9 protein-coding genes and 1 pseudogene are annotated in these 12,173 nt (G+C 69.9%); 6 read left to right on the forward strand and 4 right to left on the reverse strand.

Annotated elements, in window-relative coordinates; all coding sequences use genetic code 11:
- Positions 1–57 precede the first annotated feature (57 nt).
- Together ACSHWB_RS29265 and ACSHWB_RS29270 are read left to right on the forward strand one after the other, a co-directional pair.
- Positions 58–552 carry a GntR family transcriptional regulator gene (locus tag ACSHWB_RS29265; RefSeq protein ID WP_439656495.1) on the forward strand — a complete coding sequence of 165 codons (495 nt, stop codon included), beginning with the start codon at positions 58–60 and terminating at the stop codon, positions 550–552.
- Positions 549–1,511: a zinc-binding dehydrogenase gene (locus ACSHWB_RS29270; protein WP_439656496.1), complete on the forward strand. Its 963-nt coding sequence runs from the start codon at positions 549–551 to the stop codon at positions 1,509–1,511. The genes ACSHWB_RS29265 and ACSHWB_RS29270 overlap by 4 nt, the downstream gene beginning before the upstream one ends.
- Positions 1,512–1,514: 3 nt before the next feature.
- Here ACSHWB_RS29270 and ACSHWB_RS29275 read toward each other — a convergent pair whose 3' ends face one another.
- A complete protein-coding gene (locus ACSHWB_RS29275; RefSeq protein WP_439656497.1) occupies positions 1,515–2,312 on the reverse strand; it encodes a hypothetical protein in 798 nt (265 codons plus the stop codon).
- 221 nt (positions 2,313–2,533) lie between these two features.
- The gene (locus tag ACSHWB_RS29280; RefSeq protein WP_439656498.1) at positions 2,534–2,950 is read right to left on the reverse strand and encodes a hypothetical protein; all 417 of its coding nucleotides are present in this window, start codon (positions 2,948–2,950) and stop codon (positions 2,534–2,536) included.
- A gap of 260 nt (positions 2,951–3,210) precedes the next feature.
- Between ACSHWB_RS29280 and ACSHWB_RS29285 the strand changes: the two are divergent.
- From ACSHWB_RS29285 to ACSHWB_RS29295, 3 genes and pseudogenes are all read left to right on the forward strand, one after another.
- A pseudogene (locus ACSHWB_RS29285) lies at positions 3,211–5,133 on the forward strand (N,N-dimethylformamidase beta subunit family domain-containing protein).
- 55 nt (positions 5,134–5,188) lie between these two features.
- On the forward strand, positions 5,189–6,580 hold the full coding sequence (locus ACSHWB_RS29290; protein WP_439656499.1) for a sigma 54-interacting transcriptional regulator: 1,392 nt from the start codon (positions 5,189–5,191) through the stop codon (positions 6,578–6,580).
- Positions 6,577–8,505 (forward strand): vWA domain-containing protein, encoded by a 1,929-nt coding sequence (locus ACSHWB_RS29295; protein ID WP_439656500.1) that lies wholly within the window; start codon positions 6,577–6,579, stop codon positions 8,503–8,505. The genes ACSHWB_RS29290 and ACSHWB_RS29295 overlap by 4 nt, the downstream gene beginning before the upstream one ends.
- A 453-nt stretch (positions 8,506–8,958) precedes the next feature.
- Here ACSHWB_RS29295 and ACSHWB_RS29300 read toward each other — a convergent pair whose 3' ends face one another.
- A complete protein-coding gene (locus tag ACSHWB_RS29300; protein WP_439656501.1) occupies positions 8,959–9,495 on the reverse strand; it encodes a DUF4240 domain-containing protein in 537 nt (178 codons plus the stop codon).
- 75 nt (positions 9,496–9,570) lie between these two features.
- Between ACSHWB_RS29300 and ACSHWB_RS29305 the strand changes: the two genes are divergently transcribed.
- Complete coding sequence (locus ACSHWB_RS29305; RefSeq protein WP_439656502.1) at positions 9,571–10,383, forward strand: SCO6745 family protein; 813 nt, start codon at positions 9,571–9,573, stop codon at positions 10,381–10,383.
- Here the strand turns inward: ACSHWB_RS29305 and ctaD are convergent.
- The gene (gene ctaD, locus ACSHWB_RS29310) at positions 10,380–12,146 is read right to left on the reverse strand and encodes an aa3-type cytochrome oxidase subunit I (RefSeq protein ID WP_439656503.1); all 1,767 of its coding nucleotides are present in this window, start codon (positions 12,144–12,146) and stop codon (positions 10,380–10,382) included. The genes ACSHWB_RS29305 and ctaD overlap by 4 nt on opposite strands.
- Positions 12,147–12,173 lie beyond the last annotated feature (27 nt).

Consider the following 12,173-nt stretch of genomic DNA (forward strand, 5'->3'; position numbering starts at 1 on the left):
CTCGTTTGGGCCAGTGGCGGCCGGAGTGCTCGGTGGAACTGTGGAAAACTGCCGCTCATGACGTCCGTTCCCGACCGGATCGCCGCCGAGCTGGAGAAGGAGATCCTCGAGCAGCGGCTGGACTCCGGCGCGCGCTACGCGTTGCGCACGGAGCTGATCGAGCGGTACGGCGTCAGCGCCAACGCGATGAACGAGGCCCTGCGCATCCTGCGGGAGCGCGGTGTCGTCGTGGTCAAACCGGGCGTGCAGGGCGGGGTGTTTATCGCCCAGCCTCCGCCCCAGGTCCGGCTCGGCGTGATCGACCTGTGGTTCCGCGGGCTGCTGGTGGACGCCGTCGACCTGTTCGAGGCGCGGTCCCTGCTGGAGGACGGCTTCGCGGAGGTGGCGGCCGAACGCGCGACCCCGTCCGGCAACCGCAACGAGGTCTTCTCCGGCGGTTACCGCACCGGCCCCGACTTCCGCCCGATCACCTGGACGATGGACCAGGCAGCGCGCGGCATCAACTACACCCACCGCGAGATCGACCAGGAGTTCCTGCAGGTGGTCACGTGAGGGCGGTCGTGCTCGACGCGCCAGGCCCGGCGGACGCCCTGGTCGTGCGCGAGGTGCCCGTGCCGGAGCCTGCGCCCGGCTGGGTGCGGATCCGGGTGCGGGCCTTCGGGCTCAACCGCTCGGAGCTCTACACCCGGCAGGGCCTGTCCGGCGCCGCCGTCACGTTCCCGCGCGTGCTCGGCATCGAGGCGACCGGGACCGTCGACCTCGACCCGTCCGGGCGGTTCTCCCGGGGACAGCAGGTCGCCGCGATGATGGGCGGGATGGGCAGGACGTTCGACGGCGGGTACGCGGAGTACACGTGCGTGCCCGCGGCGAACGTGGTCCCGTTCCGGTCGGACCTGCCGTGGGACGTCCTGGGCGCGGTGCCGGAGATGCTGCAGACCGCGCACGGCTCGCTGACGGTCGGGGTCGGACTGCGGCCCGGCGACACGCTGCTGGTGCGCGGCGGAACGTCGTCCGTGGGCCTCGCGGCGGCCCTGCTCGCCAAGCACGCGGGGGCGACCGTGCTCGCGACGACCCGCGACCCGGCCAAAGCCGGCCTGCTGTCGGCTGATCACGTGCTGATCGACGACGGCGAGGTCGCGGCCCAGGTGCGCGAGATCGTGCCCGAGGGTGTGGACGGCGCGATCGAACTGGTCGGCACCCGGACGCTGCCCGACACGCTGCGGGCGACCAGACCGGGCGGGACTGTCTGCTTCACCGGCATGCTCGCCGGTGAGTGGACCATCAGGAGCTTCTACCCGATGGACGTCATCCCACAGGGCGTCCGCCTCACCGCCTACTCCGGCGAGGCGCACAACCTGAGCGCCGACGTGCTGCAACGCTTCCTCGACGACGTCGCCGCGGGCTCGATCAGCGTGCCCGTCGGCCGCCGCTACCGGCTCGACGAGATCGCCCAGGCCCACCGCGACCTGGAGGAGAACCTGATCGGGGGCAAGGGCGTCGTCGTCACCTGACGTTCAGTGCCGGCCTGCTCCGCTGTCCGCCAGCACACGCACAGCCTCATCGACCGCCGCGCACCGTGCGCGGCGCACGGCCTCCGACACCGGCCGCAACGCCTCGGTGCGTGCCGTCATCGCCGACGCCGACATCGCGCCACCGGGAGCGTCGCTGCTCGCCACGGACACGATCGCGGCCACCTCCGCAGCGCGTTGCAGCACCCGCAACGCTCGTGGCGGCATCGCGTCCGGCCACGGCAGCTTCGAGTTCTCCACCGCCAGGTCGGTGATCTCCTTGCGGACGTTCGGCCGGTGCTTGGCCACGTCGAGCGAGGCCAGCGCGGCCGTCGCCTCGCGCAGCGCCGCACCCAGGCCGTGCTCGGCCTCGCCGATCGGGATGTGCTCCAGGCCGTTGGACGACGGCAGGTCGAACACCGTCCAGCGCATCACGCCGTCCGCCACGATCTTCGGCACGAGCCCGATGTGCACGGACGGGACCACGAGGGCCTCGCCGGCGCGCAGCGCGCACGTCGCGAGGGGGCCTTTGCCGCCCAGCCCGCGCACGTCGCCCGGCACTGGCAGCACCAGCCGGGAGGAGGTCGCGCCCGCGCGCCGCAGAGCGGCCAGCAGCAGGGCGGGCCCCACGGGGGCCTCGTCGGGACCGGGAAGGTCGAGCGCCGTGGCGGTGCCGTCGTCGTCGGCCACCACCTCGTGCTGCTCGGCCCACGTGTGCAGGGCGTCGAGGACGTCGTCGGCGGCGGCTAGACCGTGCAGCCATCCCGACGTCCACACGACCAGCGTGGCACTTGCACAGGACACCCGACGAGATTACGTGGCCCTGCCCCCGAAGCCCCACCCGGTGTGCCCGATCCGAGACACAAGTGGTGTGGCCCAGCAGGTCGGCGGGGTGATTCACGCTCAGCAGGTCACCTCACGACACCGCCCCCACGCCCCGTACATCCAGTACGAGGACGTGGGGGCGGCGCCGCGATGCGCCCGTCTGACCGCGAATTCGCCCGGCAACCTGCTGGGCCACACCACTACTTGGCCGGACCGATGTGCTTTTCGAGGAGCGTGCGGAACGACGCCGTGTCCTCATCGGACGCGAAGGCCCGGTGCGGCACCGAAAGCGACGCCGCGCCCTCGTCCAGCGTCTCCAGCACGAAGCCCTGCCGCGTCTCGGTCCAGCCCGGCAGTTCCTGCCAGACGATCTCCTCGCGCACGGAGGTGCCCACGGCCATCCGGAACGACTGGTCGTCGGCGCTGCCCACAACGGTCCGGCTGATCATGTCGTCGGACGTGAAGCGCCACCACACCGCGACCGGCTCCATGAAACCGATGACCAGCGCGCACACCAGGCCGAACAGCGCGACGACGAGCGTGTCCTCGAACCCGACCAGCAGCACCACCGAGATCAACGCGAACACGAGCGCGAACCACGGCGCCCATCTGAACATCGGCACCATCGTGCGCAGGCTGGCCCGCCAGTCCGCCGGTGAAGGGGCCCATCTGAAGTCAACACAGTTGCTCATAGCGCCTCGCATTGTGCTGCACGATGGCCCCATGAATCTGGGGGATGTGGAAAAGGGCTCCGTGGCGCGCCGGACCGTCCTGAAGGGGACGGCCGCCGCGTTCGCCGGAGTCGGGCCTGGCGGCGAGTCAGCCGCCGGTCGCGCGGGCCGCGGCCGAGGATCCGGAACAGCGGCTGCTGCGGATCGTGCCCGGTGGCAACGGGGTCATCTACACGTTGCACGCCGACGGCCGCATCAAGTGGTACAAGCACCTGGGGCGCGACAACGGCGCGTACGAGTGGGCCGACGGGAACGGCCGGGAGATCGGCACCGGCTGGCAGATTCACACGAACGTGCTCGCGTCGCAGGACGGCCAGATCTTCGGTCTGTGCGGCGACGGCAAGTTGTGGTGGCACAAGTGGGAGCTCACCAACCCGGCCACCGGTGAGGGCCACTGGGCACCGAGGACGAACGACGTCATCCACGAGGGCTTCGGCGGGTACGCGCACGTCTTCGGCGGCTGGGACGGTGTCTTCTACGCGGTGGACGCGAAGGGCGACATCTACTGGTACCGCTACCTCGCCGGGGACGGCAGCGGCGGGCCGGACGCCTGGGCGAACCGCGGCGTCGGGCGGAAGATCGCGAGCGAGAAGCGCGACTACGACATGTTCTTCGCCGACCTGGACGGCGTGATCTACGGCGTGCGGCACGGCGCGGTGCTGCACTGGTTCCGCTACCTCGCGGGCGACGGCTCGAACGGGCCCCGCGCGTGGGCGAACAACGGCAACGGCATCACCATCGGCTCCGGCTGGGACTTCGGCTCGTGCGTCGAGCGGTTCGCCGAGAACGGCGCCATCTACGCGGTGTGGGTCAACAAGGACCACCGGCAGACCGACCACGAGCTGCGCTGGTACCAGCTCGCCAACCACAAGGCGATCGACGCCGCCGGCGTGTACTGGCCCCATCAGGACGGCAAGCTGGTCGGCACCGGCTTCAGCGTCACCAGGGGCGCGAACCTGCAGGGCTGCACCAGCTGGTCGGTCGCGGCGGGCCAGGCCCTCGACGTCGCGGTCTCCACGGCGTTCGACGAGTTCACCGCCAGCGTGCTGCGGCTGTCCGGACCGATCGAACAGGGCGGTGCGACGCAGGTCAGGGCGCCGCAGACCTACCGCGGCCAGCGCCACCTGCTGCGGGCGGGCTACCGGGCGGACGGGCCCGGCTGGCCCGCGTCGTTCTCCTTCACCGTGCCGGACGACTGGAAGTCCGGGTTCCACGTCGTCAAGCTCGAAGGACCGCACGGCCTTCGCCAGTACGTCCCGTTCGTGGTGAAGCCGAAGCAGCCGCGGGAGAAGGTCGCGCTGCTCCTGCCGTACCTGACGCACAACGCCTACAACCACTGAGGCGGGCACTTCCAGTACTCCTGGGAGCCCGAGTACGGGCGGCGTCAGATCTCCACGCGCCGTCCGTTCGCGAACGCCTACATCGAGGCGCCTGGGTTCATCGACGTGCGGTTCTACGGCGACCTGCTGCTGATGAAGTGGTTCGCGGACAACAACGTCGCCTACGACTGCTACCAGGACCTCGACCTGCACGACCCGTCGTGGCTCGCGCAGTACAGGACGGTCGTGCTCGCCACCCACCCCGAGTACTGGACGCCGGAGATGCGTTCGGCGCTGGAGAGGTACCTCGTCAACGGCGGCCGTGTCATCTACACGGGCGGCAACGGCATGTACGAGCGCGTCGACTACAACGCCTCCGGTGGGTTCGTGTTGCACCGCCACACGCAGGGGTACCGCTGGCTGTGGCGTGACCAGGGACGTCCGGAGTCGCAGGTGCTCGGCGTCGCGTACGACAGCTACTCGTACATGGAGATGTATCCGTACGTTGTGGACGCCGATCACCCGTTCCTGGAGGGCACGGGCCTGAAGGCCGGCGCGGGACCGGCGGCGCCCGGCGTCGTCCAGTTCGCTCATGGAGAACAGGCGCACGGCGCGGAGATGTGCGTGCTGCCCAAGCCGAACGGTGGCTGGGTGTTCAGCGCGGATTCCTTGTGTTTCAACGGTGCTCTCGCCCATGACGATCGGATGTCGCGCATCCTGCTGAACGCGGTGAACGCCGCTCAGCGGTAGGGGCTGGAGTCGCTCCACGTCGACGGGTCAGGTTCCGGTGCGTAGCGTCGTCTGCGTGACCCAGAACCTGGCCCGCACGGCGGGCGAGCTGCGCGCCGCCGGGCACCTGCCGCGCGGCGTCAAGACCGAGATCAGGGAGAACCTCCTCGCGGCCCTGCGCGAAGGACGCAACCCATGGCCCGGCATCGTCGGTTTCGACCGCACGGTGCTCCCGCAGCTGGAGCGCGCGCTGCTGGCAGGCCACGACGTCGTACTGCTCGGTGAGCGCGGGCAGGGCAAGACCCGCCTGCTGCGCACCATCGTGTCGTTGCTCGACGAGTGGACGCCCGTCATCGAGGGCTCCGAGCTGGGCGAACACCCGCTCGACCCGATCACGCCGGAGTCGAAGCGCCGTGCTCGCGAGCTCGGCGACGACCTGCCGGTGGTGTGGCGGCACCGCGACGAGCGCTACGCGGAGAAGCTCGCGACGCCCGACACGTCCGTCGGTGACCTGGTCGGTGACGTCGACCCGGTGAAGGTCGCCGAGGGCCGTTCGCTCGGTGACCCTGAGACCATCCACTACGGCATGCTCCCGCGCGCCCACCGCGGCATCATCGCCATCAACGAGCTGCCTGACCTGGCCGAACGCATCCAGGTCTCGCTGCTCAACGTCATGGAGGAGCGCGACATCCAGGTCCGCGGCTACACGCTGCGGCTGCCGCTGGACGTGCTGCTCGTCGCGACCGCGAACCCCGAGGACTACACGAACCGCGGCCGCATCATCACGCCTCTGAAGGACCGCTTCGGCGCCGAGGTGCGCACGCACTACCCGCTGGAGATCGACGCCGAGGTCGACCTGGTCCGCCAGGAGGCAGACCTCGTCGCCGAGGTCGGCGACCACCTGCTGGAGATCATCGCCCGGTTCGTCCGGCACCTGCGCGAGTCCTCGTCGATCGACCAGCGGTCCGGCGTCTCGGCCCGGTTCGCGGTCGCGGCGGCGGAAACCGTTGCGGCGTCGGCACTGCGCCGGTCCGCGCTGATCGGCGAGACCCCGGCCATCGCGCGCCCGGTCGACCTGGAGTCGGTGCCGGACGTGCTGCGCGGCAAGCTCGAGTTCGAGGCGGGGGAGGAGGGCCGCGAGGACGAGGTCCTCGTCCACCTGCTGCGCCGCTCGATCGCCGACACGGCTCGGGCCCGCCTGGCAGGCCTCAACCTCCGCGCGCTGGCCGAGGTCGTCTCGGACGGCCACCCCGTCGCGACCGGCGACCGGGTGCACGCGGGCGACCTGCTGGCCGCGTTGCCGGAGCTGCCGATCCTGCACGAGGTGGCGGCACGCATGGGCGCGGGCCCGAAGGACCCCGTCGGCCGCATCGCCTCCGCCGTCGAACTGGCCCTGGAGTCGCTGTACCTGACTCGCCACCTGTCGAAGGACAACTCCTCCGACGACGACCGATCGGTGTACGGATGAGATATCGCTACGGACGCTGGGGTGGCGGCGCCGATCCGCTGGCGCCCCCGGTGGACCTCCGCGCGGCCGTGGACGAGCTCGGCCGCGAGATCATGGAGGGGGCTTCGCCCTCGGCCGCCCTGCGCGAACTCCTGCGCCGGGGCGTCGACGGCACCCGCGGCCTCGACGACCTGACCTCACGCCTGTGGCAGCGCCGTGCGTCGATCCAGCGCAAGCACCGCCTCGACGGCACGCTGACCGAGGTCAAGCAGTTGCTGGACAAGGCGATCGAGGCCGAGCGCCGCGCGCTGTTCCCGGACCCGTCCGACGACGCGCGCTTCCGCGAGGCCCAACTCGACGCGCTGCCACCGGGCACCGCCGCGGCCGTGCAGGAGCTCTCCTCCTACGACTGGCGTTCCGCGGAGGCACGCGAGGCGTTCGAACAGATCCGCGAGCTGCTCGGCCGCGAACTGCTCGACCAGCGCTTCCAGGGCCTCAAGGAAGCGATGTCCAACGTGGACTCGCGCGACGTCGAGCGCATCCAGCGCATGCTGCGGGACCTGAACTCGCTGCTGGAGGCGCACGCGTCCGGCTCACCGGACACGCCGCGCCTGTTCGACGACTTCATGCGCAAGCACGGCGAGTTCTTCCCCGAGAAGCCCCGCAACGTGGACGAGCTCATCGACGCACTGGCCGCCCGTTCGGCGGCCGCGCAACGCATGATGAACTCGATGACCGACGCCCAGCGCGCCGAACTGTCCGCGTTGTCCCAGCAGGCGTTCGGTGGCATCGGCTCCTCTCTGTCCACTCTGGACTCTCTGCTGCAACGCCTGCGCCCAGGCGAGGACTGGACGTCCTCCGCCCGCTTCCGCGGCCAGGACCCGCTGGGTCTGGGCGAAGGCGCCCAGGCGATGGCGGACCTGGCCGAGCTCGACGCCCTGGCCGAGCAGCTCTCCCAGTCCTACCCCGGCGCCCGCCTGGAGGACATCGACCTGGAGGCCCTGGAACGCCAGCTGGGCTCGTCGGCGTCCGTGGACGCCCGCCGCCTCTCCGAGCTGGAGAAGGCACTCCGTTCGCAGAACATCGTCGAACGCGCCCCGGACGGCACGCTGCGCCTGACACCGAAAGCGTTGCGCCGTCTGGGAGAAACGGCGCTGCGCGGCGTCGTGGACCAGCTGCGCTCGTCGCAGGGATCCCGCGAGACCACCTCGGCCGGCGCCGCGGGCGAGCTGATCGGCTCGACCCGGCCCTGGCAGTTCGGCGACACCGAACCCTGGGACGTGCCCCGGACCCTGCGCAACTCCGTGCTGCGGTCCGGTTCGATGTCGTTGGACGTCGTCGACCTCGAAGTGTCCGAGACCGAACACCGCACACGTGCGGCTGTCGCGTTGTGCGTGGACACCTCCTGGTCGATGGTGCAGGACGGCCGTTGGGTGCCGATGAAGCGCACGGCCCTGGCGTTGCATCACCTCGTGCGCACCCGTTTCCGCACGGATGCGTTGCAGCTGGTGACTTTCGGGCGGTATGCCGAGGCCGTGGACATCGGCCAGCTGACCGGGCTGGAAGGCGTGTGGGAGCAGGGCACGAACCTGCACCACGCGTTGCTGCTGGCCGGCCGGCACGTCCGCCGGCATCCCGATGCCCAGCCCGTGGTGCTGGTGGTGACCGATGGGGAGCCCACCGCGCACCTGGAGCCGGACGGGGACGCGGAGTTCAACTACCCGCCGTTGCCCCGGACCTTGTCCAAGACGTTGAACGAGGTCGACTCCCTGGCCCGGCTCGGGGCGACGATCTCGGTGTTCAAGCTGGGTGATGATCCACGGCTGGCTGCCTTCGTGGACATCGTGGCCCGGCGGGGTGGTGGGCGTGTGGTCGCCGCCGATGAGGAGGGGCTCGGGGCCGCGGTGGTCAGCGACTACCTGAAGTCCCGGCGGCGGCGTCGGTGAGGGGACCCGGACGGGTGAATCCTGTCCGGATCCACGCCTGAGGGCGTCTAGTGGATGTCACGAAACCATGGTCATCTTTCTCCCGCAGGAATGCGGAACGCGGGGGGCGGCCGGACAGGGGTGTTCGGCTGTGTCTCGCCGGTGCCCGTGGTGAGTCGGCGGCGTGGCTGGCCGGTGGTGCCGTTTCGGCGTTGTGGCGTTCGTGCTCGCCGCGGCTTCAGAGCGTGGGTGGCCGGAGCAGCGGCGGCCGGGTTGGCGATCGCCGCTCCCGACCTGGAGCTCATCGGGCGTCACACCCCCGCGGATTCGTGCTCTGCCAAGGGTTCCGCAGCGGCTGGACCGCAAGGCGTTCGGCGTGCCCGTCGCCATCGGCACGCCGGCCAGTCCACCATCCGGCTGCAGATTCCCGCACCGGCACCCGCGGCGGAGACCGGCTACCAGGAGCCGGGCACCTCAGGACTCGTAGAGCGCCGCCAGGCGGGGCAGACGGGTGGCGAGCTCCGCGCTGTCGTCGAAGTCGAAGTCCCAGTCCGGGTCGAGGTCCGGGTAGGTGATCCGGAAGGCGTCCTGCGGTAACTGCATGCCGGTCGCCTTGAGGTGGGCGTTCCAGGCGATGGACAGGGCGTCCTCGCACTCGAACTCCATGCCGGACTCGGCTGCCTCCACGACCGCCGGCAAGACCGCCAGCGAGTCGGGGGACGCGATGGTGGACGTGTAGATCTCCTCGCCCTGGGTGAGGAGCCAGCCGCGGAAGTAGTCGAAGCCGTCGTCCGAGCAGCCGCCGTTGATCAGGTATGCCGCTGCCCACAGCGGGTTCTGGTAGGAGGCGGCGAGCAGATCCCACAGGACCTGTTGGGCCGCGACGATCTCGGCGGGCGGCCGTTCGGCCAGCAGGGTGGTGGCAGCGGAGGCCACAGCTTCGCCGTCGGACGGGTCGGAGACGCTCGCTCGGGCGTCGGCGATGAGCTTCCAGAAGGTGTTCTGATCCACGTCACGAAGCTTGACAGAGGGGTCTGACAATTTTTGGCGCCTGACTTACGAGCCGGGACGTTCTAGGTTGGGGACATGATCAGGACTCTGTTTCGTTCGCTCGAGGCCGTGCACGGAATGATCTACTTCGTCCCCGAGGCGGACTCCCGGTACGCGAGCGTCGGGCTCGACCGGCCAGGTGGGTACTTCGCGTCACGGGCGGCGGCGCTGGGGGCGGTCGGGGCCGAGGTCGTGATCGCGACCTTCTACAACTTCAACCCCGCGATCGTGCGGGCGCGCATCCCGCAGGCCTGGGAGAAGGTCACGCCGCAGCGCATGCTCGAGCTGCGGTGGGAGGCGGCGGACGAGGCGCTGGCCAAGGTGCTGCCGGACGACCTCAAGGAGATCATCGAGCTGGCGCGGCGCGCGGCCGAGCGGGCCACGGACATGCTGAGCGGCCGTCCGTTGTTCGCGGCGCATGCGGCGCTGCCGTGGCCGGACGAGCCCCGGCTGCAGCTGTTCCACGCCCAGACGCTGCTGCGCGAGTTCCGCGGCGACGGCCATCTCGCGGCCCTGCTGCGGCACAACATCAGCGGCATCGAGGCGCTCGTGCTGCACGTCGCGACGGGCGACTACCCGGCCGATGTGCTGCGCAAGACGCGTGCGTGGTCCGAAGAGCAGTGGGCGGCGACGGTCGAGGACCTGCAGCAGCGCGGGCTCGTCGGCGAGGACCAGTTCCTCACCGACAAGGGACGCGAGCTGCGCAACGGCATCGAGGAGGACACCGACCGCATGGCCGCGCCGGCCTACGACGTGCTCAGCGACCAGGAGAAGCAGCGGTTCGTCGAGCTGGCCTCGCCGCTGAGCCAGGCCGTCGTCGCGGGCGGCCTCCTGCCCGGCCGCCGCTAGGACGCGTCGGTCCCGTCCCGATCGGTGGACGCGAGCGCCTTCTCGGTGGCCTCGTCCTTGCCCGCCCGGTGCTTGCCGGGATGGGTCAGCGAGAAGTGCGCCTCGTCCCGCATCCGCTCGACCATGTGCGGGTAGTGCAGCTCGAACGCCGGACGCTCCGAACGGATGCGCGGCAGCTCCTTGAAGTTGTGCCGCGGCGGGGGCGAGGTCGTGGCCCACTCCAGCGAGTTGCCGTAGCCCCACGGGTCGTCCTGCGGGGCCGGGTCGCCGTAGCGGTAGGAGCGGAAGACGTTCCACACGAACGGGAGCACGGACGCGCCGAGCAGGAACGAGCCGATCGTGGAGATCGTGTTCAGGGTCGTGAAGCCGTCCGAGGCGAGGTAGTCGGCGTAGCGGCGCGGCATGCCCTCGTTGCCCAGCCAGTGCTGCACCAGGAACGTCGCGTGGAAGCCCAGGAACGTCGTCCAGAAGTGCAGCTTGCCCAGCGGTTCGTTGAGCATCCGCCCGGTCATCTTCGGGAACCAGAAGTAGATGCCGGCGTAGGTGGCGAACACGATCGTGCCGAACAGCACGTAGTGGAAGTGCGCGACCACGAAGTACGTGTCGGACACGTGGAAGTCGACGGCCGGCGCCGCGAGCAGGATGCCCGTCAGGCCACCGAAGAGGAACGTCACGAGGAAGCCGATCGAGAACAGCATCGGCGTCTCGAACGTGATCTGCCCCTTCCACATCGTGCCGATCCAGTTGAAGAACTTGATGCCCGTCGGCACCGCGATCAGGAACGTCATCAGCGAGAAGAACGGCAGCAGCACCGCACCGGTCGCGTACATGTGGTGCGCCCACACGGCCACGGACAGCATCGCGATCGCCAGCGTCGCGAACACCAGGCCCTTGTAACCGAACAACGGCTTGCGGCTGAACACCGGGAAGATCTCCGTCACGATCCCGAAGAACGGCAACGCGACGATGTACACCTCGGGATGGCCGAAGAACCAGAACAGGTGCTGCCACAGGATCACGCCACCGTTGGCGGGGTCGAACACGTGCGCCCCGAGGTGCCGGTCCGCCGCCAGGCCCATCAGCGCGGCCGTGAGGATCGGGAACGCCAGCAGGATCAGCACGGACGTCACGAGGATGTTCCAGGTGAACACCGGCATCCGGAACATCGTCATGCCCGGCGCCCGCAGGCACACCACCGTCGTCGTCATGTTGACCGCGCCGAGGATCGTGCCGAGGCCGGACACCGCCAGACCCATGATCCACAGGTCCGCGCCGACGCCAGGCGAGTGCACCACCGAGGACAGCGGCGTGTAGGCGAACCAGCCGAAGTCCGCCGCGCCACCGGGCGTCACGAACCCGGCGACCACGGTGATGCCGCCGAACAGGTACAGCCAGTACGAGAAGGCGTTCAGGCGCGGGAACGCGACGTCCGGCGAGCCGATCTGCAGCGGCAGGATGTAGTTCGCGAACCCGAACAGGATCGGCGTCGCGTACAGCAGCAGCATGATCGTGCCGTGCATGGTGAACAGCTGGTTGAACTGCTCGTTCGACAGGTACTGCAGGCCCGGCCGCGCCAGCTCGCCGCGCATCAGCAGCGCCATCACGCCGCCGATCATGAAGAACGCGAACGACGTGGTCAGGTACATGATCCCGATCTGCTTGGGATCTGTGGTCTTGAACAACGAGAGGAAGTACGAACCCTTCGGCCGTGCGCGCGCCGCCCCCGGATGGGGAACCACAGGCGTTGGCTTGATCGTGGTCATCGCGCCTCCTCCGTGCCAGACGTGAAT

Origin of the sequence: Lentzea sp. HUAS TT2 (genome assembly GCF_051853195.1) — a bacterium.
Classification (GTDB): domain Bacteria; phylum Actinomycetota; class Actinomycetes; order Mycobacteriales; family Pseudonocardiaceae; genus Lentzea.